Origin of the sequence: Bradyrhizobium sp. 45 (assembly GCF_023073155.1) — a bacterium.
Taxonomy (GTDB): Bacteria; Pseudomonadota; Alphaproteobacteria; order Rhizobiales; family Xanthobacteraceae; genus Bradyrhizobium; species Bradyrhizobium canariense_D.
In genome coordinates this window covers 240,497-262,181 of record NZ_JADPIX010000109.1, presented here as the reverse complement: position 1 = coordinate 262,181, position 21,685 = coordinate 240,497, and the positions used below count along the sequence as shown (strand labels likewise).

Genomic DNA, 21,685 nt, shown 5'->3' with positions numbered 1-21,685 from the left:
TTATGAGGATCACCGTCGAAACCAACGTAGCAGCCCCCATCGATCAGGTCTGGCGCGCTTATACGACGCCTGCCGACATCATGAAGTGGAACGCAGCGTCCGACGACTGGCATACGACCAAGGCGACCGTCGACCTGCGAGAAGGCGGTGTCTTCTCATCGCGCATGGAGGCCAAGGACGGCAGCATGGGCTTTGACTTCGCCGGTACCTACACGAAAATCGTCGAGCACAAGCGTATCGAATACGCGTTCGGCGAGCGAAAAGCCGAAGTCGAGTTTGTGCCCGGCCCGAAGGGCATTCTGGTGCGCGTGGTCTTCGATGGCGAATCGACGCATTCGGTCGAGCAGCAGCAAGGCGGTTGGCAGGCAATCCTCGACAACTTCGCACGATACCTGGAAGCGAAGCAGACGAAGTCGTGAAGGCGTTTAGAGGGGAAAAGAGTGCCAGAGCAGGGTGCTCGCCCCAAAGATGCAGCCGACGTCAACACATCTCTTGATTTTGCGCGATTGTTGTGGTAATCGCGTCGCATGATCAAATCAGTGCGCAAACTCAACCGCAACCACATGACCCGCTTCGGCCGGGCCGTGGAAGGAGTCGCGCGCTAGAAATTCGACGACGACATCTTTTCACCAGGCCCCGCCGGCATCGGACGGGGCCTTTTGTTTGGCCACGCTTCCCTGCCGGCACAACAGCAGGAGCGTCCGATGCCACCCCAACAGACGATCATGACATCCGAGACGGAGAGGCTCCCCCTCGAGCTTGCCTCGACGTGGAGCATCCCAGGCTTGCTCGCGCGATACTGGCGTGCGCTCCAGGACTGGCGCTGGCGGCACGGCCCACAAATCGCCTTGCGGGACCTGAGTGACCGGGAGCTGATGGATATCGGCCTGACGCGCGGCGAGATCGACTACATCTCGCCGGAACGGGCTATCGATAGGCTGAGGGATCACGCCAGAGATCTATGGAGCCGCGGGGGGATGTAACTGATGAGCCATCCGAAGCGGAGATGCGCTTTGCGAGCAAGCAGCCGTCAGCACGGCTGCGCGTTCTCAGGCGTGCACTGCGGGCGGGTTCGGCAACTATCATGCCATCAAGCGGACCGTTCCTCACGGCGAAATGACCGAGTTGCGGCGCTCCCGTTCCATCCTGCTCTGACAGGTGAGGGCGCTGGACGGTTTTCGCATGGCTAAACCCGTTTGCCTTGCCAGTTTTTCCACGGCAATATGCCGGCAAAACAACCATGAGAAACGGGACGAGAAAAATGGCGGCTCCCATCAAGTTTGGCGTTGGCCAAAGCGTGTTGCGCAAGGAGGATGACGCGCTCATCCGCGGCAAGGGCCGCTATACCGACGATTATGCGCCGCAGGCCGTGCTTCACGCCCTGATGCTGCGCTCGCCGCATGCGCATGCCAAATACACCATCGATGCGAGCCGCGCCCGCACCCTTCCCGGCGTCGCGCTGATCCTGACCGCCGATGACGTCAAGGATCTCGGCAATCTGCCCTGCCTGTTCAATCTCGAGACAGATCCCTTCACCGGCCCGCCTTACCCGATCCTCGCCAAGGACGAGGTGCGCCATGTCGGCGATTCCATCGCCTTCGTGGTCGCCGAGACCATCGACCAGGCCCGCGACGCGATCGAGGCGATCGAGGTCAAATGGAGCCCGCTGCCGGCAGTGACCGGCGTCGTCAACGCCGTGAAGAAGGGCGCGCCGCAGGTCTGGCCGGACAAGCCCGGCAACGTGCTGTTCGACGTCTCGATCGGTGACAAGAAAGCGACCGAAGCTGCCTTTGCAAAAGCGCATGCGGTGGCCGAGATCTCGATCGTCAATCCGCGCGTGGTCGCGAACTTCATGGAGACGCGCGCGGCGGTGTGCGAATACGACGCCAAGCGCGACCATCTGACGCTGACGGTCGGCAGCCAGGGCAGCCATCGCCTGCGCGATATCCTCTGCCAGAACGTGCTCAACATTCCGACCGACAAGATGCGGGTGATCTGCCCCGACGTCGGCGGCGGCTTCGGCACCAAGCTGTTTCCCTATCGGGAATACGCCCTGTTGGCAGTCGCCGCGCGAAAGCTGAAGAAGGCGGTGAAATGGGCGGCCGACCGCACAGAGCATTTCATGGGCGACGCGCAGGGCCGCGACAACGTCACCACCGCGAAGATGGCGCTGGCCGAGGACGGCAAGTTCCTCGCGATGGATTGCGACCTGATGGGCGACATGGGCGCGTATCTGTCAACCTTCGGGCCCTATATCCCGCATGGCGGCGCCGGCATGCTGCCGGGCCTCTACGACATCCAGGCGTTCCACTGCCGGGTGCGCACCATCTTCACCAACAGCGTGCCGGTCGATGCCTATCGCGGCGCCGGGCGGCCCGAGGCTGCTTACGTCGTCGAACGTCTCGTGGACGCCTGCGCGCGAAAACTCGACATGACGGTGGATGCCGTCCGCCGCAAGAATTTCATCCAGCCGAAGGCGCTGCCCTACAAGACCGCGACCGGCAAGGTCTACGATTCCGGCGACTTTGCCGCGCATCTGAAGCGCGCGATGGAGATCGCCGAGTGGAAGGATTTTGGCAAGCGTGCCAAGGCGGCCAAGAAGAACGGCCTGATCCGCGGCATCGGACTTGCGAGCTATGTCGAGGTCTGCGGCACCATGGGCGAGGAGACCGCCAATGTGCGGATGGACCCCAATGGCGATATCACGGTCCTGATCGGCACCCAGTCGAGCGGGCAGGGCCACCAGACGGCCTATGCGCAGATCGTTGCCGAGCAGTTCGGCGTGGCGCCCGAGCGCGTGCACGTCCACCAGGGCGACACCGAGATGATCGCCACGGGCCTCGGCACCGGCGGCTCGGCTTCGATCCCGTCGGGCGGTGTCAGCGTCGAGCGCGCGACCCGCGAGCTCGGGCAGAAGCTGAAGGAAATCGCGGCCCAGGCGCTGGAAGCCAGCGCCGGCGACCTCGAGATCACCGACGGCATTGTGCGCATCGCCGGCACCGACCGCTCGATCTCGTTCGCCGATCTCGCCAAGCGACCCGGCGCGGATCCCTCGAAGCTGAACGCGAGCGCGACCTTCGCCAGCGCCGACGGCACCTATCCCAACGGCACCCATGTCGCGGAGGTCGAGATCGATCCGGCCACCGGCATCATCAAAATCGTCAACTACGTGATCGTCGACGATTTCGGCATGACGCTCAATCCGCTGCTGCTGGCCGGCCAGGTCCATGGCGGCGCCATGCAGGGCATCGGCCAGGCGCTGATGGAGCAGGTGGTCTATGGCGCGGGCGACGGCCAGCTCGTCACCGCGACCTTCATGGACTACGCGCTGCCGCGCGCGGCGGACGGGCCGGCCTTCGTGTTCGAGACCGCCAACGTTCCCTGCAAGACCAATCCGCTGGGGGTGAAGGGGGCGGGCGAGGCCGGCGCGATCGGATCCTGCCCGGCCGTCGTCAACGCCATCGTCGACGGGCTCTGGCGCGAATACAAAATCGACCACATCGACATGCCGGCGACTCCGGAACGGGTGTGGATCGCCATCAACGAGCACCATCGCCGTCACAGCCTCTAAGCTGCGATCTCCCACGGCGGGAATAAACGCCCGTCGCCGGGTTCTATCCATGATGGCGCACCCCAAACTCTACGAGCGGAGAAACAAACCGATGAAACGGATGATGATTGTTGTGGGCATCCTCTCGCTGGGTGCGGGCGCCGTGATGGCGCAGCAGGAGATTGCCGTGCAGCAGGACAATCTCATGCGCTCGATCGCCAAGAACCAGTATGGCATCATCCAGAAGATGACGAAGGGCGATATCCCCTACGATCAGAAGGCCGTCGATCAGGCCATTGCCAGCATCGAGGCCGACGTCGCCAAGATCGCAAAGACCTTCGAGGTCAATCCCAAGCAGGACGTGGTGAACGCCACCTACGGTGCTTCAGCAAAAGTCTGGCAGAACAAGGCCGATTTCGACTCCAAGATTCCGCCGGTGCAGAAGGCGATCGCCGACGTCAAGGGCAAGATCAGCGATGTGGCGAGCCTGAAGGCCGCCTACACGGCTATCAACGAGCGCTGCAACGACTGCCATGAGACTTATCGGGTCAAGTTGAAGTAGCGGTCGGATTGCGCTTCGCTCCATCCGCGCTACTGTTGAGTCGAGAAAGGGCGGTTGCGAAAGCAGCCGCCTTTTCGGGAAATTCTATCCGCAAGGCCTGACGGATCGCTGCCGTAGCAGCTATCTTTGCTCCAGCCGCCGCGGCATTGGCGTGAGCTTTGACGCTGACGCATCTCGCTCCTGACTGCGTCACGACATCAGGAGTTCCAACCCACGGCGAGTGCCTCAATCAGCAACAGCGAGACAAGCCATGGTAAAACCGTTCCCGTCGAAGACGCACATCGGCAACCATATGCTGCATCCGGAAACGCTGATGCTGACCTATGGCTACGATCCGCAATTGTCGGAAGGCGCCGTCAAGCCGCCGGTGTTCCTGACCTCGACCTTCGTGTTCAAGACGGCCGAGGACGGACAGGACTTTTTCGATTTCGTCTCCGGCCGGCGCGAGCCGCCGGAAGGGATGGGCGCGGGCCTGGTCTATTCACGCTTCAATCACCCCAACAGCGAAATCGTCGAGGACAGGCTCGCGATCTATGAGCGCACCGAGAGCTGTGCGCTGTTCTCATCCGGCATGGCGGCCATCGCGACCACGATCCTGGCGTTCGTCCGCCCCGGCGACGTCATTCTGCACTCCCAGCCGCTCTATGGCGGCACGGAAACGCTGCTGACGAATACGCTTGCGCGTCTGTCGATCGGCGCCGTCGGCTTCGCCGATGGAGTCGATGAAGCCGGGGTCAGCCAGGCCGCGGAGGAGGCCATGCGCAAGGGCCGGGTTTCGATGATCCTGATCGAGACCCCGGCCAACCCGACCAACGGGCTGGTCGACATCGCGATGATGCGGCGTGTCGCTGAGAGCATCGGAAAGACCCAAGGACACGTTCCGATCATCGCCTGCGACAATACGCTGCTCGGACCGGTGTTTCAGCGACCGATCGAGCACGGCGCCGATATTTCCCTGTACTCGCTCACGAAATATGTCGGCGGTCATTCAGATCTGATCGCGGGCGCCGCGCTCGGCGCGAAGGCGGTGGTGAAAGGCATCAAGGCGCTGCGGGGCGCCATCGGCACCCAGCTCGATCCGCATTCCTGCTGGATGATCAACCGCTCGCTCGAGACGCTGAGCCTGCGCATGGAAAAGGCGGATGCGAATGCGCGCCTCGTGGCGGACTATCTCCGCGATCATCCCAAAGTGGCCAAGGTGCACTATCTCGGTCATCACGACGCGGCGTCGCCGGACGGACTTGTGTTTGCACGGCAATGCTCGGGGGCAGGGTCCACGTTCTCGTTCGACATCGTCGGCGGCAAGGCCGCCGCCATGAAATTCCTCAACGCGCTGCAAATCCTCAAGCTGGCGGTGAGCCTTGGTGGAACGGAGTCGCTTGCGAGCCTGCCTGCCACCATGACTCATTCCGGCGTTCCCGCCGACATCCGCCGGAAGATCGGCGTGCTCGATTCCACGATCCGGCTGTCGATCGGCATCGAACACCCGTCGGATTTGATCGCCGACCTCGCGCAGGCGCTGAACGCAGCCGAACCTGACGTGTGACGCCTGCGCCAGCGCTACGCGGAATCGGAAAGGGCGGCTGCGATGGCAGCCGCCCTTTTTGTTGGTCTGTGCGAAGCTTACTTCGTCACCTGACCGCGGATCTCGCCGCCCGGATTGGCCGCGGTGTGGATGTTGACGTAGAGCTTGCCGCCGAGCAGATCGGCGGCCTGCGCGTCGGTCAGCGTCGCCGAGCCCTCGGCCGGGCTGGTGGCAGCGCCTGGGATCGGGATCGCAACGCCGGCGTTCTTGCCGGGCTCGGCAGGTCCGTGGAAATGCGCGGCGGTGGCGGGCCCGGACAGGCCGGAATAGGTGACCTTCCAGGACAGCTTCTTGCTGGCGGCGTCGTAATCCAGATCGGCCGTTCCGGTGCCGCTGCTGGTCGTTGCGGGGACCTCGGACTTGGCGTCGAGCGTTGCTTTCAGCTTTTCCGCGCTGGCCGAACCCGCAAAAGCTACGGCGCCAAGCACTGACATGGCGATGACGATCTTGTTCATGATTTTTCTCCCTGCTGAACCCGTTTGGGCTGCCAAACTTCCAACAGCCGGCATTGCAGTTTATTCCCGTTTCATGCTGCGGTGGGCTAAATTCTTCGTGGCTGGAGCCGCGAGGACATCGGTCATAAGCTTCGCCGCGACGACGAAAGGACCGCATGTTGCGACGAACAATCTCCGTGGCGCTGCTCGCCGCACTCGCCACAGCCGGCGTCTATTGGTGGCTCAGCGCGCCGGTGGGGGCGGCCGTCGGCACCGCGCCTGCCCGCGTCCCTGATCTTGCCAATGGCCAGGTGATGTTCAACGCCGGCGGCTGCGCCTCATGCCATGCCGTCCCCGACCAGCCCGATCGTCTCAGGCTCGGCGGCGGCGTCGCGATCAAGTCGCCGTTCGGAACGTTCTATGCGCCGAACATCTCGTCCGATCCGACCGACGGCATCGGCAAATGGAACGATGCCGAATTCGTCAATGCGGTGATGCACGGGGTCTCGCCGGACGGAGGGCATTATTTTCCGGCCTTTCCTTACACGTCCTATCAGCACGCCAGGCGCGAGGACGTGCTCGATCTCTTTGCGTACCTGAAAACGCTGCCGGCCGTCGCAGGCAAGGTGCGCGACCACGATGTGCGCTTTCCGTTCAACATCCGGCGCAACGTCGGCATTTGGAAATTCTTGTTTCTGGACGACAAGCCCTTCGTCCCCGACAGCGCGAAGTCACCGCAGTGGAATCGCGGCGCCTATCTCGTCAACAGTTTTGGCCATTGCGCGGAATGCCACAGCCCGCGCAACGCGCTCGGCGGCATCACCGCCGCACAACGCTTCGCCGGCGGCCCCAATCCGGAAGGCGAGGGGTGGGTGCCCAACATCACCCAGAAGGGCCTCGGCGAATGGAGCGCGAAGGATATTGCCTATTTCCTGAAGACCGGCGAATTGCCCGACGGCGACAGCGTTGGCGGCGCGATGACGCGGGTGATCAAGAACACCTCGCAATTGCCGGACGACGATCTCGCGGCGATGGCGGCTTATCTCAAATCGCTGCCGCCGGTGGACGGTCCGCCGCGTCCCAAGCGCAAGGAGGGCGGCACCTGATCGGGCCTGCCCTTTTTCGGACGGTCAACTCGCGCCAAACGCCTTGAAGGTGATGATGGTGAGGGTGTCCTGGATGCCGGGCAGCACCTGCACCTTCTCGTTGACGAAGTGGCCGATATCGGTGTCGTTGTCGACGTAAAACTTCACCAGCAGGTCGTATTGCCCGGCCGTGGAATAGATCTCGGAGGCGATCTCGGCTTCGGCAAGCGCATTGGCGACCACATAGGATTGGCCGAGCTTGCATTTGATCTGGACGAAAAAGGGAACCATCGCGGTCACTCCGAAAGCATATCTGACGGCTAATAGGCCAAACCCGGCCGGATTTAGCAAGTGAACTTGCTGGGCTGGGAGAGGCGCGCTAGGACGGGCCATGGCTTCGAAAACGCTGAAGATCGCCCCATGACGACACCCGTAGCGCTGACCATTGCCGGCTCCGATTCGAGCGGCGGCGCCGGCATCCAGGCCGACCTGAAGACCTTCGCCGCGCTCGGCGTTTTTGGCGCTTCCGCCATCACGGCGCTGACGGCGCAGAACACCCGCGGCGTCACCGGCATTCACGCCGTGCCCGCCGAATTCGTCACCGCGCAGATCGACGCGGTGTTTTCCGATCTCGAGGTCGGCGCGGTCAAGATCGGCATGGTCGCGCAAGCCGCCAGCATCGATGCGATCGCGGCCGCGCTGTCGCGCTGGGCCCCCCAGCATATCGTGCTCGATCCCGTGATGGTGGCGACATCGGGTGATCGCCTGCTCGCGTCCGATGCCGTCGACGCCCTGCGCATCAAGCTGATGCCGCTGGCCTCGGTGATCACACCCAATCTGCCCGAGGCCGCGGCTCTGCTCGACGAGCCGGTCGCGGCCAGCGAGGCCGAGATCGAAAGCCAGGGGCGCCGGCTGCTGGCGCTCGGCTGCCGGGCGGTCCTGATCAAGGGGGGGCACGGCGAGGGCGCCGAGAGTATCGATTATCTCGTCGATGCCAGCACCACGATCGCGCTCGCCGCGCCGCGCGTTGCCACTCGCAACACCCATGGCACCGGCTGTTCGCTGTCCTCGGCGGTCGCCGCCGGGCTCGCCAGGGGCGAGGATCTCGAGCGTGCCGTGCGCAACGCCAAGACCTGGATCAGCGCGGCGATCGCGGCCGCTGATCGCTTCAGCGTCGGCCACGGCCACGGCCCGATCCATCATTTCCACAAATTTTACTGAACGCCGCTCGCGAGCGCGCCACCGCTAGTCCGTCCCGCCATGCAGCTCCGGCTTCTTGCGGAGGCTGCCGCGACGCCATGTCGCCTGATTGTCGCATGCGACTGATATTCGCGGGGTGGGCGAGGCAAGCGCGATTCGTATCTGAGGGTGCCTCAAAGGTTCGATTGGTCATCCCCCTGTCACGGGACATTGTTACAGGCTGGCGCATGGGAAGTTACGATGTGAGTGACGAGAGCCCGGAGCGGCGCTTTCGCACGTTGTTCATCTCCGACGTTCATCTCGGAGCCCGCGGTTCTCAAGCCGACCTTCTGCTCGATTTCCTGCGTTTCCACGACGCCGACACGATCTATCTCGTCGGCGATATCGTCGACGGCTGGGCGCTGAAATCGAGCTGGCATTGGCCCCAATCGCATAACGACCTCGTCCAGAAGCTTTTGCGCAAGGCGCGCAAGGGCGCCAAGGTCATCTACATCCCCGGCAATCACGATGAGTTCCTGCGCAACTATTACGGCACGCATTTCGGCGGCATCGACGTGGTGGAGAACACCGTCCACATCGGCGCGGACGGCAGGCGTTATCTCGTCATCCACGGTGACATCTTCGACCTCGTGGTGCAGAACGCACGCTGGCTCGCCCATCTCGGCGACAAGGCCTACGATTTCGCGATTCAGCTCAATCGCTTCGTCAACTTCTTCCGGCGCATGTTCAAGGTGCCGTATTGGTCGCTGTCGCAATGGGCCAAGCAGAAGGTCAAGAACGCCGTCAATTATATCGGCGCATTCGAGCAGGCACTCGCTGCCGAGGCACGGCGCCACGACGCCGACGGCGTGATCTGCGGTCACATCCATTACGCGGTGATCCGCGACGAGGGCGGAATCCGCTACATGAATTGCGGCGACTGGGTCGAGAGCTGTACGGCGCTGGTCGAGCACGACGACGGCCATTTCGAGATCATCACCTGGGCGGACCAGGCCGAGAAGCCGGCACAGGTCCCGCAGGTCGCAGCCAGAGCTGCATGACAAAGGCAGCCTGATGCGCATCCTGGTCGCGACCGACGCCTGGCACCCGCAAGTCAACGGTGTGGTTCGGACGCTGACCAAACTTGCCGACGCCGCCAAAAGTCTCGACGTCGAATTCTCGTTCCTGACGCCACAATCGTTCCGCACCTTTGCGATGCCGAGCTATCGGGACGTGCGGGTGGCCATGCCGCGCCCGGGCAGAATCGCGAAGCTGATCGAAGAGGCGCGCCCGGACAGCATCCACATCGCGACGGAGGGGCCGATCGGCCTGATGGTCCGCCGCTATTGCCGGCAGCGCAAGCTGCCCTTCACGACCAGCTTCCACACCCGCTTTCCCGAATATGTCCGCGCCCGCGTGCCGGTGCCGGGCTCGCTGATCTGGCGGGCGCTGTGCCGATTCCATAGCCCCAGCCGCGCCGTGATGGCGGCAACGCCGGCGCTCGCCAGCGAACTGACCGAGCGCGGCTTCGACAATGTCGTGCTGTGGCCCCGCGGCGTCGACACCCATCTGTTCCATCCCCGCCCGATTGATCTCTGCCTGCCGGCGCCGGTGTTCCTCTCGGTCGGCCGCGTTGCCGTGGAGAAGAATCTCGAGGCGTTCCTCGACCTCGAGCTGCCCGGCACCAAGGTGATCGTCGGCGACGGTCCGGCGCGTGTCGCGCTGGAGGAGGCCTATCCGGACGCGATCTTCCTCGGCGAAAAGCATGGCGAGGAGCTGGCGGACATCTACGCGGCCGCCGATGTCTTCGTGTTTCCGAGCAAGACCGACACGTTCGGCCTCGTTCTGCTCGAAGCGCTGGCGAGCGGCCTGCCGGTCGCGGCTTTCCCGGTGAAGGGCCCCCGCGACGTGATCGGCGATGCGCCGGTTGGCGCGCTCGATCACGATCTGCGCAGCGCCTGCTTTGCCGCGCTCGACATCTCCCGGCAGGACTGCGTGGAATTCGCCGCCAACTACACCTGGGAGGCCTCGGCCCGGGCTTTTATCGACAGCATTTTGGCCGTCGGCGCGGTAATGCCCGGCCGAAACGGGGCAGAGCCGGCGCGATTCGTCGCCTGAGAGCCCAAAGCCTCGCGCGGAGATGCCTTGCCCGCGCCTCATCCGGCGCGATAACATTCAGGCATGACAGAACAGCTTCTCCCGATCGGCCCTGCCGATATCGACGCCGCAGCACGCGTGATCGCACCTTTCGCCGTCCGCACCCCGCTGTTGTCCTTTCCCGTGCTCAACGAGCGTGTCGGTGCAAAGGTCTATCTCAAGCCGGAGATGCTCCAGCGCACCGGGTCGTTCAAGTTTCGCGGTGCCTTCAACAAGGTCGCCTCGATCCCGCAGGACAAGCGCGCCGGCGGCGTGGTTGCGTTCTCCTCCGGCAACCACGCCCAGGGCGTGGCGGCGGCGGCAAAGATCCTCGACATGCAGGCGACCATCGTGATGCCCGCGGATGCGCCGTTGTCAAAGCGCGAGCGTACCAAATCCTACGGTGCCGAGGTCGTGCTGTACGACCGCGACCGCGACGACCGCGAGGCGATCTCGCGCGGCATCGCCGAGAAGCGCGGCGCGACGCTGGTCAGGCCCTATGACGATCCCTTCGTGATCGCCGGTCAAGGCACGGCCGGCCGCGAGATCGCCGAGGACATGGCGGCACTCGGTCTCGCTCCTGACATCGTGGTAGCGCCGGCCTCCGGCGGCGGTCTGATCGCGGGCGTCGCGACGGCCGTGAAGGCACGCTTTCCGTTGGCCCAAATCGTCGTCGCCGAGCCCGAGGCATTCGACGATCATAGCCTTTCGCTGACCGCGGGCCATCGCGAGCCGCACGCACCCGCCGGCCGCACCATCTGCGATGCGCTGATGGCCCTGATTCCCGGCGAGATGACGTTTGCGATCAACAGCAAGCTGCTCGCGCGCGGCGTCACCGCCTCGGACAAGGAAGTCGGCGCGGCCGTCGCGTTTGCCTATCGCGAGCTGAAGCTTGTGGTCGAACCGGGCGGAGCGGTGGGCCTGGCCGCGCTGCTTGCGGGACGACTTGATGTTGCCGGCAAGAACGTCGTCATCGTGCTCTCCGGCGGCAATGTCGACGCCGATTTGTTTGCCGAGCTGGTGGCCTGATAATCAGTCTTCCGACATCAAGAAGGGCAGAGCGTCTCCGCTCTGCCCTTTGTCGTGTGTGGCCGACCGCGATCAGTGCATGAAGCCGCGGTGGTTGTTGCCGCCGTTGCCACCCTGGCTCTGGTTCATCGACTGCCGGAAGTTGTTGCTGCCGTTGTTGACGATCCGGTTGGTCTCATTGAACTGCGGGTGGTTGTTGTTCTGCACCTGCACCTTGTTTACGGGGTTGTTGCTGATCTTCGCCCCGTTGTTGATGCGGATCGGGTTGTTCTGGGTCTGAACGTTGACGGGCTTCGTATCGATGGTCGTGCCGCCCTTGCCGACATTGACCGGCATGCTCACGATCTTGCCAGGATTGCCACTGGTTGTGCCGTTGGCAGTACCATTCGGCGTCTTTTTGGTCGCAGGCAGCGTCACGATCTTGCCGATGCCGCCATTGTTGTTGGTGGTGTTGGTCGGCGCAGGCAGGGTCACGATCTTGCCCGGGGTCTGCGACGGCGTGCCGTTCTGCTGGTTGGGCTGGTTGTTGCCCGCGGGCAGGTTGACGATCTGGCCGCCATTGCCGAGCTTGCCGATGCCGTTATTGTCGCCCGACTTCTGCACGATCGGCAAATTGCCGTTCACTTGCGCGCCGCCATTACCCTGCTGCTGCGGCATGTATTTGGGCTGGCCGAGATTGCCGATCTTGAAGGTCGGGGCGATATTCTGCGGCGCCAGGAACTTGGTCGCCTGCATCAAGGGGATCTGCTTCGGCTGCATCTGGAGCTTCAGCGCGACCTGCGCATAGGGCGTGTTGCCGTAGTTGTCGTAGAAGTTCTTGTAGCCGAGCGGCGAGTTCGCGAGCACCGCCTTGTGCCAGGCCTGCGTGAGCAGCAGGTTGTTGAGCAGCCAGCGGACGTGATCGCACAGCGGGTCGTGCGGATACATCGTGATGAATTCCTGATAGTACTCCGGCCGAGCCTCGGACACCACGTAGTCATAGGCCTGGCGGGTCGAGCGGCTCGGCAGATTGGAGGCCATCTGCACCACAGGCGTATTCACCGGCGTGCGGCTGGCGGCAACGGCGGTGTCGCCGAAGAAAGTGAAGTCAGACGTCAGCGACGAGCTCTCCCACGGGATCTGCGCGCCGCTGGTGGTCTGGTTCACCTCGAGGCGCACGCGCTTGAACAGCTGCTCGATTGGCACGTTGGGCTCGCGCGCGACGTTCAGGAAGGCCTGCGTGTAGGGGCTGTGGCCGCCGGTGCCGTCCTGCGCTTCGGCGCCCGGCGCGGTCGAGTAGCCGACGATCGAGCCGTTCGGGGCATCGACGATGGCCAGGCCGCGGCCGGCATCGTTCACGTTCGGGAACGGGTTATTGCGGCAGGCATCGAGGATGACGATGCGCATACGGCTCGGGATCGTCTCCAGCGTCGACATCACGTCGACCAGGCGGACGGAGTTGTTGACGAGTTCGGTCTGGCTCGAGACCTTGGCGTCGACAGGAACGAGGTAGTTCTCGCCGGCGAGCTGCACGCCGTGACCGGCATAGTAGACCATCGCCACCGTGTTCGGACCGCGCGCTGACACTTTGGCGGAGAAGTCCTGAACGACGCGGAGCATGTCGTTCTGGGTCAGGTCGGTCGCGGCGACCACTTCGAACCCGGCGGAGTTCAGGAACTTCGCCATGGACTCCGCGTCGTTGTCCGGATTGGCGAGATGCGGCGCGTTCTGATAGTTCGAATTGCCGATCACCAGCGCGACACGCTGTTCCGGGCCTTGCAGCGCGGTGGGGGCCGGCTCGACCGGGGCGACTTGCGCGGAAACTGGGCCGCAGGCAAAGCCGAACAGGCTCCCCAGCAGGCTAGCCGTCATCAGGAAAGGTTTTAGGCGGAACATGGCGTGCTCCTTTGGCACTGATCTCGATACGGTATTGGTTGCCGGCAAACTTGGCCGCGTTCGAGTTTGATGTCCGTGATCCCCATCACCATGGTAGGCTGCGTGATCTGAATCACGCTTGGAACCTGCCAAGGTGGGCGCCCAATGGGAGGACAGTCCGTCACATGCTGAAATCGATCGATCCGATCCTCACGCCCGACCTGCTTTGGCTGCTGGCTTCCATGGGCCATGGCGACGATCTCGCTTTCGTCGATGCCAATCACCCCTCGGCGCGCATCGCGCAGAGCACGCATTCGCAGCGCTTGATCCAGTTGCCAGGCATGAGCATGGAGACCGCGATTCGCGCCATCATGTCGGTCTATCCGCTCGACGATTTCGATCCCGATCCGGTCCGCGTGATGATGCCGGTCGACGATCCCGACCGCGTCCCCGACGTGCAGCGCGCGGTGCTCGCGGAGATCGAGCGTGCCGCCGGCCGGCCCGTCACGCCCGGAAAACTCTCGCGGCCGGATTTTTATCGCGCGGCGGCGGCGAGCTTTGGCGTCGTACAGGTCGGCGACAGCAGCAGTTACGGATGCTTCCTGATCAGGAAGGGTGTGATCAGCTAGCAGCGCACGATCGAACGATGCGGGACGGCGTCACGCGTGCTCGAATGGTCCGACCTCGCGGATCACCTTGCAGATCTGCAGGAAGCCGCTGGCGTAGAATTCGGCATGTCCTCGCTTCATCGTCTCGACATGTTCGGGATGGGTGCGCCAGGCTTCGAGCGCTTCCTCAGAGGCAAAACGGAACACGGTGAGCTCCTCGCCGTCGTCGGCCTTGAACGACTTGACCGATACAAAGCCGGGAAGACGGCTGACGATGTCGTACATGCGCGCGCCGAGTCGGTCGTGTTCGTCGACAGAGGCGCCGTTACGCAATTGTAGATCGCCAATGACAATCACTTCACCAATCATATTTCTACACCTTAATTGATAGTATTCCTGCCGCTCGATCTGCTATTCGGTTTGGTGAGGGCTTTGTTACTTGGCACTCGAAATTGAATGGTCATTCCGCAAGCGGCCGTCTATCGTCCATCCATGTCACGCTTTTTATGTCTATCTGTCGCTATCGTCCTATCGCTGCTGCCGGCTGTCGCGCCGGCTGCTTCAATCCAAAAGCGTCCCAAGCAAGCTTGGCATGGCTACGGCTTCCTGCCGGGCTATCGCCAGCCGCTGAGCAACAGCATTCCCCTCTACAAGCAGAAGGAAGCGATGCGGCGGATGTCGCCTAGCGACCGGCGCCATTGGTATATCGATCCGGTTCCGCAATATTACGGCTGGGATGGTGAGTGGCGCTATTTCGGCCGGCCCGGCTTCGGCGGCGGCCGCTACAATGGCGGCAGTTTTGGGCCGTGCTGGACGCGGACGCCGATCGGTGCGGTGTGGAATTGCGGGTGATCGGCTGAGCATCCGTCATTGCGAGCGGAGCGCGCTGCGCTCGCAATGACGTTGAGGAGAGAGTGTTTCCTCATTCCGCTCTCGTGCCGCGGACGCAGCGTGGCGTCTCTTCGACGGTGCGCTGCAGAGCCGGGGCCATGTGGCGACGGAAGCTGTGGCTCGTGGGTCCCGGATCTGTGCTTCGCTTGTCCGGGACACGAGACGGAGCAGGCCGCATCCCCTTACGAGAAGAACGCGATCTTCTCGGCCTGGGTCATGCGGCGGATGGGCGCCATGGGATCGTTGGCGGCGGCGCGGGGCTTTTGCAGGATGCCGCTGGCGAGGATGGTGGCGCCAAGTGAGGCTTCCGGAACCGGCGACGTCATCGGGAGCGTCGTGGCCTGCGCCGCGCCGAATGTCGCGGATGCTGCCATGACGGGCGCTGGCTGCTCCATCACTTCGGCGGCGGCTTCCGCAATGGCGTTGGTGAGGCGCGCCAGCGATTCCATCGCGATCGGCGCTTCCTCTACGGGCTCCTCCACCATCGCTGCAGCGGCGACTGGCTCTGGTGCGAACGGCTCGGGTGCGATCGGCTCCGGTATCTCGGCTGCGATGGGCGCTGCGGCCTCCGCAACCACCGGCTCCGGAACCGTGGCTTCCATCTCGACCGGTTCGATGATCTCGTCGAATTCCGGGTCTGGCGCGGCCATCTCCAGCGCGATGGCCTCGAGGATGGCTTCGTCCTCGGCTTCGGCGGCGGCATCGAGCGAAAATTCGTCCGTCACCTCCGCGAAGGCCTCAGTGGCTGGCTCTTCAAAAGCGGTGTCTTCAGGCGCGATCCGGCTCTCGGCGACGGTCTCCGGCTCGAGCGCGACGTCCGTCGCCTGCTCGGCAACGGAGAAGCCCTCGGCGACGATTCCGGCCGCTTCCATGGCGGCTTCGGGCTCGATCGCCTCTGCGATGCCCTGCGGCGCCTCCGTAAGAGCCACGGGTGCTTCGCTGGCCATCGCCGCAGGCGCGGCCTCCGGCAGCGGAGCTTCCGCAACGGGCGAGGGTGCCTCCTGCACCGGAGCCGGCGAGGGGCGCGCGGCCTGCGGCATTGCGTCAGCGTCGGTCTGGTCGATCCGGTCCTTGAGCAGATCGAATGCGGCCTTGAGGTCGGCGCGAGGGTCGATGGTGGCAACCTGCGCGCAGGCCGCCTCGATCGACGCGAGCTGCGAATCAATCAGGTCGCAGATTCGCCCGTCGGCGCCGATCTCGCGCCAGCGCCAGGAGATCTCCTTGATGATGCGCAGGCCGCGCGGAATCGGCGCGAGGCTCGCCTCGATCGCCGCGGGATCGAACGCCGCGATCGCAATCGTCTCGGCTTCGCGGATCGCGTGCCGGATCGCGACCAGCGCCTCGGGGAGGCGGTCCTCGACGACGGGTTGGCGCTGTGCCGCAAGGGCTTCTTCGATTTTCGCGACCGCGTCGAGCACCATGCGGGTATCGGCATTGCGGTTGCGCTTGGCGTATTCGCCGAGGAACCAGCGGCCGCGCGCGGTCTCCATGAAGGCTTCGCGGATCGCGTCGTAATCCTGCTCGTTCGGCTCGGCCGCACGGGCAGACATAGGCGAGAGGGCGAATGCTTCGTTGGCCATGTCAATCTCGTCGCGCAAATCAGTGCGCGTTACAGTAACGATCATCACGATATCGACCGAATCGCAATTGGTTTAATGGCAGGCGAATCACAAATCCCCATCGCAGCAGCTCAGAAGCGGCGATTCGCCGTGAGCCTCGCGCTGTTCTACTCGGCCGTGTTCGCGGTGTCGGGAACGCATCTGCCGTTCTTTCCGCTCTGGCTGAAGGCGATCGGCATCGACGCGGCCTGGATCGGCCTCATCAACGCGCTGCCGGCGATCACGCGCTTCACCACGCTGCCGCAGATCACCGCCTTTGCCGAAAAGAGACATGCGATTCGCGCCGGCATGATGGTGTCGGTGCTGGCGACCGCGATCGGGTTCACGGCGGTCGGCTTGCAGCAGCAGCCGCTGGCACTGTTCCTGATCTATGCGCTGACCTGCATGATGTGGACGCCGACCATGCCGCTGACCGACGCCTATGCGCTGCGTGGCGTCGCCCGCTACGGGCTCGATTACGGGCCGGTGCGGCTGTGGGGTTCGGCAGCCTTCGCGGCCGGCTCGCTCGCCTGCGGCTATCTCGTGGACCATATCGCGGCGCGCGATCTAATCTGGGTCATCGTCGCCTGGGCCGTGGTTGCGGTCGCCGCCGGCATGCTGCTGCAGCCGCTCGACGATGTCAGGCGAAGGACGACGGCGGTGCCCGCCAGCAAGGCGCTGCTGCGCGATGCCGGCTTCTGGGCCATCATCGTTTCGGCCGCGCTGATCCAGGGCAGTCACGTCGCGTATTATACGTTCTCGGCCATCAACTGGCAGGCCCACGGTCTCGGCGGGCTGACGATCGCGGGCCTCTGGACGTTAGGGGTGATCGCCGAGATCGTCGTGTTCGCGCTGTCGCCGCGCTTCTCGCTGCACCCGTCCTCGCTCATGGCGATCGGGGGCGCGAGCGCGGTCGTGCGCTGGGTCGTCACCGCGTACGACCCGCCGCTCGCGCTGCTGGCGGTCGTGCAGCTCGGCCACGGCCTCACCTTCGGGATGACCATTCTCGGCACGATGAGTCTGCTGGTGCAGCGCGTGCCGTCGCATCAGATCGCGCGGGGGCAGGGCTATTACGCCGCGTGCAACGGGCTGCTGGGTGCGACCACCTCGATCGCGTCGGGCGCGATCTACGCCCGCATCGGCGACGGCCTGTATTACGTCATGGCCGCGATGGCCGGTGTGGGTGCGCTTGTGATCTGGTCGGCGCGCCACCGGCTGAAAGCTCATCCCCAGAGCGACGCGTCCGGCGGGTAGACCAGGCTGTCATCATAACGCAGGCCATGATCGCGGTCGCGCGTCAGCAGCAGCGGGCCGTCGAGATCGACGAAGCGCGCCTGCGGCGTCACCAGCATCGCAGGCGCCATCGACAGCGAGGTCGCGACCATGCAGCCGATCATGATCTCGAAGCCGAGCGCCTGCGCGGCATCGGCCATCGCCAGTGCCTCGGTGAGGCCGCCGGTCTTGTCGAGCTTGATGTTCACGGCATCGTAGCGCTCGCGGAGCGGCGCCAGCGAAGTGCGGTCGTGCACGCTCTCGTCGGCGCAAACCACCAGCGGCCGCTTGATCCGCGCCAGCGCGTCGTCTTGGCCTGCGGGCAGCGGCTGCTCGACCAGGGTGACGCCGACGGCCTCGCAGGCCGCAAGATTCTGCTCCAGATTGGCTTCGGTCCAGGCCTCGTTGGCATCCACGATCAGCTCGGATTCGGGCGCGGCGTTGCGCACCGCGGCGATCCGCTCCCCGTCGCCGTCGCCGTCGCCGCCGAGCTTGATCTTGAGCAGCGGCCGGTGCGCCGCTTTGGCGGTCGCCGCTGCCATGGCCTCGGGCGTGTCCAGCGAAATGGTGTAGGCCGTGGTGCGCTCGCCCGGCACCGGGCGGTCGAGCAGGCTCCAGGCCCGCAGGCCCGCCGCTTTGGCTTCCAGATCGATCAGGGCACAATCCAGGGCATTGCGGGCCGCCCCGGGCGGCATGGCGGCTTGCAGGGCCTGGCGGGTGAGGCCGCGGGCCACGGCCGCCTGCATGGCCTGGATGGCGGCAAGGGTCGCCTCCGGCGTCTCGCCATAGCGGGGATAGGGCACGCATTCGCCGCGGCCCGTCAGGCCCTTCCGGCGGACCTCGGCCACGACGGTAACGGCCTCGGTCTTGGCGCCACGGCTGATGGTGAAACTGCCGGCGATGGGAAAGCGCTCGATTCGCGCGCCGAGGGCAGGAACTTTGCTGGAAGTCATTTTGAACTCTGGCGAAATCTGAACCTGCTGGTTACCTCTAGCAACTAAGGTTAACCAGTTGGGGATACCTTCTCCGGGTAAGGGCGCGTGCGCAACCATCTGATTTCATCCGTTTCTCGCGCCTCGGCACGGGAGCGGTCATCTTGAGCGGCGATCCGAAGCTGGAACGGATTGCGAAGGGCAATGCGCTGGCACTCTGCGCCACCGGAACCTGGACGGCGAGCTTCGCGCCGGTTCTGGAGCGGATGGTGGCTGACGCCGAGAAGCTCGCCGGCGGCCCACAAAGCATCTTCATCGACGTGTCCGAGGTCGCCAAGCTAGACACCTTCGGCGCCTGGCTGATCGAGCGGCTGCGCCGCAGCCTGACGCAGGGCGCCGTTGAGGCGCAGATCGCCGGCCTCTCCGCCAATTATTCGAGCCTCGTGGACGAGGTGCGGCGGGTCAGGGCGACGCCCGTCATCGACAACAGCACGATCACCATCACCGGCATGCTGGAGCAGATCGGCCAGACCGTGGCCGGGGTTGCCGGCACCGTGGCAGGCCTGATCGACATGCTCGGCGCAGTGCTCGCGGCAGGCGCGCGCACCCTGATTCACCCGCGCTCCTTCCGCCTGACCTCGACCGTGCATCATCTCGAGCAGGTCTGCTGGCGCGCGGTGCCGATCGTGGTGCTGATCACCTTCCTGATCGGCTGCATCATCGCCCAGCAGGGCATCTTCCATTTCCGCAGGTTCGGCGCCGACATCTTCGTCGTCGACATGCTCGGCGTGCTGGTGTTGCGCGAAATCGGCGTGCTGCTGGTCGCGATCATGGTCGCCGGCCGCTCGGGCAGCGCCTATACGGCCGAGCTCGGCTCGATGAAGATGCGCGAGGAGATCGACGCGCTGCGCACCATGGGCTTCGATCCGATCGAGGTGCTGGTGCTGCCGCGCATGCTGGCGCTGGTGCTGGCGCTGCCGATCCTGGCCTTCCTCGGCGCGATGGCCGCACTCTATGGCGGTGGTCTTGTCGCCTGGCTCTACGGCGGCGTCGATCCCGAAGCCTTCCTGCTGCGCCTGCGCGACGCCATCTCGATCGACCATTTCATCGTCGGCATCGTCAAGGCGCCGGTGATGGCTGCGGTGATCGGCATCGTTGCCTGCGTCGAGGGCCTCGCCGTGCAGGGCAGTGCGGAATCGCTCGGCCAGCACACGACCGCGTCGGTGGTGAAGGGCATTTTCTTCGTCATCGTCATGGACGGCGTGTTCGCCATCTTCTTCGCCTCGATCGGGATGTGAGGATGGCAGGCGAGATCCAGAACCCCATCATCCGCGTCCGCGACATCACCGTGCAGTTCGGCGCGACGCGCGTGCTCGACGGGCTCGACCTCGACGTCAAGCGCGGCGAGATTTTGGGCTTCGTCGGCCCTTCCGGCGCGGGCAAGTCCGTGCTGACACGCACGATCATCGGCCTCGTGCCGAAGCTCGCAGGGAGCATCGAGGTGTTCGGTGTCGACCTGGATGCCTCCAATACCTCGCAGCGGCGCGCCGTGGAGCGGCGCTGGGGCGTGCTGTTCCAGCAGGGCGCGCTGTTCTCCTCGCTCACGGTGCGGCAGAACATCCAGTTTCCGATGCGCGAATATCTGCGGGTGTCGCAACGGCTGATGGACGAGATCACCATCGCCAAGCTCACCATGGTGGGTCTCAAGCCCGAAGTCGCCGATCGCTTTCCCTCGGAACTTTCGGGCGGCATGATCAAGCGCGTGGCGCTGGCGCGCGCGCTGTCGCTCGATCCGGATCTCGTCTTCCTGGACGAGCCGACCTCGGGCCTGGACCCGATCGGCGCCGGCGACTTCGACGAGCTGGTCAGGACGCTGCAGCGTACTTTGGGGCTGACCGTTTTCATGGTAACCCACGACCTCGATAGCCTTTACACAGCATGTGACCGCATCGCCGTTTTAGGCAACGGTAAGATCATTGCGGCAGGGTCGATCGCCGACATGCAGGCCTCGCAGCATCCCTGGCTGAGGCAATATTTCCATGGCAAGCGCGCTCGCGCGGTGATGGGCTGAGGTGCCGGAGTAGCTGATGGAAACGCGGGCAAATTACGTGCTGATCGGGTCGTTCACACTGGCGGTGATCGCCGCCGCGATCGGCTTCGTGCTATGGTTTCAGTCGCTGCACACGACCAAGCAGCGCAGCCCGCTCCGCGTCGTCTTCGAGGGCCCGGCCGCGGGCCTACGCAACGGCGGCAGCGTCAATTTCAACGGTATCCGGGTGGGCGAGGTGGTCTCGGTGAAGCTCGACAACCCGCGGCGGGTTGTCGCACTCGCCATGGTCGAGAACAACGCCCCGATCCGCAAGGACACCCTCGTCGGCCTCGAATTCCAGGGCCTGACCGGCGTCGCCGCGATTTCGCTCAAGGGCGGCGAGGAGGCAGCGCCTGCGCCGCCGCTCGACGAGGACGGCATTCCGACGCTGACGGCCGATCCCAACAAGCTCCAGGACGTCACCGAGGCGATCCGCGGCACGCTGCAGAACATCAACAAGATCGTCGCCGACAATCAGGAATCGGTGAAGAACTCGCTGAAGAACCTCGAGACCTTCACCAACTCGCTCGCCCGCAACTCCGAGAAGATCGACGGCGTGATGGCCAAGGTCGACGGGGTCATGCTCAAGGCCGACAGCCTCATGCTCGGCCTCAACACGCTCGCCGGTGGCAAGGACGGCGGCGAGCTGTTTCTGGCGGTGAAGTCGATCCGCGAACTGGCCGACGATTTCGACAAGCGCTCCGGCGCATTGATGGCGGACGGCCGCCGCACGCTCGGCGACATCAGCCGCGCCGTCAACAATTTCGATCGCAACCCGACCCGCGTCCTGTTCGGCGCCAGCAACAACGCGCCGGCGGCCGCGCCGCCACCGCCGCCAGAGCCGCCGAAACCCGCCGTGCCGGAGCGCAGGCGGTAGTAGG

Annotated in this window: 22 protein-coding genes; 16 read left to right on the top strand and 6 right to left on the bottom strand. The window is 64.6% G+C overall.

From position 1 onward, the window contains the following. Window positions 1-2 precede the first annotated feature (2 nt). The 5 genes from IVB42_RS18835 to IVB42_RS18815 all read left to right on the top strand — a co-directional run bounded on the left by IVB42_RS18835 (window position 3) and on the right by IVB42_RS18815 (window position 5,658). Window positions 3-419, top strand: a complete 417-nt coding sequence (locus IVB42_RS18835) for an SRPBCC family protein (RefSeq protein WP_247470825.1) — start codon at window positions 3-5, stop codon at window positions 417-419. A gap of 285 nt (window positions 420-704) precedes the next feature. Beyond that, on the top strand, window positions 705-983 hold the full coding sequence (locus tag IVB42_RS18830) for a DUF1127 domain-containing protein (protein WP_247297128.1): 279 nt from the start codon (window positions 705-707) through the stop codon (window positions 981-983). Between the two features lie 278 nt (window positions 984-1,261). Continuing rightward, on the top strand, window positions 1,262-3,571 hold the full coding sequence (locus IVB42_RS18825; protein ID WP_247470822.1) for a xanthine dehydrogenase family protein molybdopterin-binding subunit: 2,310 nt from the start codon (window positions 1,262-1,264) through the stop codon (window positions 3,569-3,571). A gap of 91 nt (window positions 3,572-3,662) precedes the next feature. Next, window positions 3,663-4,112, top strand: coding sequence for a cytochrome c (locus tag IVB42_RS18820; RefSeq protein ID WP_247409817.1), 450 nt, complete (start codon window positions 3,663-3,665; stop codon window positions 4,110-4,112). A gap of 250 nt (window positions 4,113-4,362) precedes the next feature. Beyond that, complete coding sequence (locus tag IVB42_RS18815) at window positions 4,363-5,658, top strand: cystathionine gamma-synthase family protein (protein WP_247470819.1); 1,296 nt, start codon at window positions 4,363-4,365, stop codon at window positions 5,656-5,658. A gap of 77 nt (window positions 5,659-5,735) precedes the next feature. On the opposite strand, the gene IVB42_RS18810 is transcribed toward IVB42_RS18815, so the two are convergent. Continuing rightward, window positions 5,736-6,152: a CHRD domain-containing protein gene (locus tag IVB42_RS18810; protein WP_007602019.1), complete on the bottom strand. Its 417-nt coding sequence runs from the start codon at window positions 6,150-6,152 to the stop codon at window positions 5,736-5,738. A 155-nt stretch (window positions 6,153-6,307) separates the two neighbouring features. Here IVB42_RS18810 and IVB42_RS18805 point away from each other — a divergent pair, with 155 nt between their 5' ends. Beyond that, window positions 6,308-7,237: a cytochrome c gene (locus tag IVB42_RS18805; protein WP_247470816.1), complete on the top strand. Its 930-nt coding sequence runs from the start codon at window positions 6,308-6,310 to the stop codon at window positions 7,235-7,237. A gap of 24 nt (window positions 7,238-7,261) precedes the next feature. Here IVB42_RS18805 and IVB42_RS18800 read toward each other — a convergent pair whose 3' ends face one another. Continuing rightward, the gene (locus tag IVB42_RS18800) at window positions 7,262-7,507 is read right to left on the bottom strand and encodes an Lrp/AsnC family transcriptional regulator (protein ID WP_007602021.1); all 246 of its coding nucleotides are present in this window, start codon (window positions 7,505-7,507) and stop codon (window positions 7,262-7,264) included. A gap of 129 nt (window positions 7,508-7,636) precedes the next feature. On the opposite strand from IVB42_RS18800, the gene thiD reads away from it, so the two are divergent. The 4 genes from thiD (at window position 7,637) to IVB42_RS18780 (ending at window position 11,560) form a co-directional block, all read left to right on the top strand. Then, on the top strand, window positions 7,637-8,437 hold the full coding sequence (gene thiD, locus IVB42_RS18795) for a bifunctional hydroxymethylpyrimidine kinase/phosphomethylpyrimidine kinase (RefSeq protein ID WP_247470813.1): 801 nt from the start codon (window positions 7,637-7,639) through the stop codon (window positions 8,435-8,437). A gap of 206 nt (window positions 8,438-8,643) precedes the next feature. Continuing rightward, window positions 8,644-9,456, top strand: a complete 813-nt coding sequence (locus IVB42_RS18790; RefSeq protein ID WP_085383974.1) for a UDP-2,3-diacylglucosamine diphosphatase — start codon at window positions 8,644-8,646, stop codon at window positions 9,454-9,456. Between the two features lie 13 nt (window positions 9,457-9,469). Then, window positions 9,470-10,513: a glycosyltransferase family 1 protein gene (locus IVB42_RS18785; RefSeq protein ID WP_247470809.1), complete on the top strand. Its 1,044-nt coding sequence runs from the start codon at window positions 9,470-9,472 to the stop codon at window positions 10,511-10,513. 63 nt (window positions 10,514-10,576) lie between these two features. Then, window positions 10,577-11,560 carry a threonine/serine dehydratase gene (locus IVB42_RS18780; protein ID WP_085348824.1) on the top strand — a complete coding sequence of 328 codons (984 nt, stop codon included), beginning with the start codon at window positions 10,577-10,579 and terminating at the stop codon, window positions 11,558-11,560. 72 nt (window positions 11,561-11,632) lie between these two features. On the opposite strand, the gene IVB42_RS18775 is transcribed toward IVB42_RS18780, so the two are convergent. Then, window positions 11,633-13,435, bottom strand: a complete 1,803-nt coding sequence (locus tag IVB42_RS18775) for a caspase family protein (protein ID WP_247470806.1) — start codon at window positions 13,433-13,435, stop codon at window positions 11,633-11,635. Window positions 13,436-13,599: 164 nt separating this feature from the next. Between IVB42_RS18775 and IVB42_RS18770 the strand changes: the two genes are divergently transcribed. Beyond that, window positions 13,600-14,043, top strand: a complete 444-nt coding sequence (locus IVB42_RS18770) for an RbsD/FucU domain-containing protein (RefSeq protein WP_018457525.1) — start codon at window positions 13,600-13,602, stop codon at window positions 14,041-14,043. A gap of 30 nt (window positions 14,044-14,073) precedes the next feature. Here IVB42_RS18770 and IVB42_RS18765 read toward each other — a convergent pair whose 3' ends face one another. Next, window positions 14,074-14,391, bottom strand: coding sequence for an antibiotic biosynthesis monooxygenase (locus tag IVB42_RS18765; protein WP_018457526.1), 318 nt, complete (start codon window positions 14,389-14,391; stop codon window positions 14,074-14,076). Between the two features lie 123 nt (window positions 14,392-14,514). Between IVB42_RS18765 and IVB42_RS18760 the strand changes: the two genes are divergently transcribed. Continuing rightward, a complete protein-coding gene (locus tag IVB42_RS18760; RefSeq protein WP_039800124.1) occupies window positions 14,515-14,874 on the top strand; it encodes a hypothetical protein in 360 nt (119 codons plus the stop codon). Between the two features lie 221 nt (window positions 14,875-15,095). On the opposite strand, the gene IVB42_RS18755 is transcribed toward IVB42_RS18760, so the two are convergent. Then, window positions 15,096-16,493, bottom strand: coding sequence for a hypothetical protein (locus IVB42_RS18755; RefSeq protein WP_247470803.1), 1,398 nt, complete (start codon window positions 16,491-16,493; stop codon window positions 15,096-15,098). 75 nt (window positions 16,494-16,568) lie between these two features. Here IVB42_RS18755 and IVB42_RS18750 point away from each other — a divergent pair, with 75 nt between their 5' ends. Continuing rightward, window positions 16,569-17,765 (top strand): major facilitator superfamily domain-containing protein 6, encoded by a 1,197-nt coding sequence (locus IVB42_RS18750; protein ID WP_247470800.1) that lies wholly within the window; start codon window positions 16,569-16,571, stop codon window positions 17,763-17,765. Here the strand turns inward: IVB42_RS18750 and dgcA are convergent. Next, complete coding sequence (gene dgcA, locus IVB42_RS18745) at window positions 17,735-18,736, bottom strand: N-acetyl-D-Glu racemase DgcA (protein WP_247470797.1); 1,002 nt, start codon at window positions 18,734-18,736, stop codon at window positions 17,735-17,737. The genes IVB42_RS18750 and dgcA overlap by 31 nt on opposite strands. A 143-nt stretch (window positions 18,737-18,879) precedes the next feature. Here dgcA and IVB42_RS18740 point away from each other — a divergent pair, with 143 nt between their 5' ends. From IVB42_RS18740 to IVB42_RS18730, 3 genes are read left to right on the top strand one after another with little or no spacing between them, the layout of a single operon-like run. Next, window positions 18,880-20,013 carry an ABC transporter permease gene (locus IVB42_RS18740; protein WP_247470794.1) on the top strand — a complete coding sequence of 378 codons (1,134 nt, stop codon included), beginning with the start codon at window positions 18,880-18,882 and terminating at the stop codon, window positions 20,011-20,013. Between the two features lie 2 nt (window positions 20,014-20,015). Next, complete coding sequence (locus IVB42_RS18735; protein WP_247470791.1) at window positions 20,016-20,786, top strand: ABC transporter ATP-binding protein; 771 nt, start codon at window positions 20,016-20,018, stop codon at window positions 20,784-20,786. A gap of 16 nt (window positions 20,787-20,802) precedes the next feature. Continuing rightward, window positions 20,803-21,681: an MlaD family protein gene (locus IVB42_RS18730; protein ID WP_247470788.1), complete on the top strand. Its 879-nt coding sequence runs from the start codon at window positions 20,803-20,805 to the stop codon at window positions 21,679-21,681. Window positions 21,682-21,685: the final 4 nt, after the last annotated feature.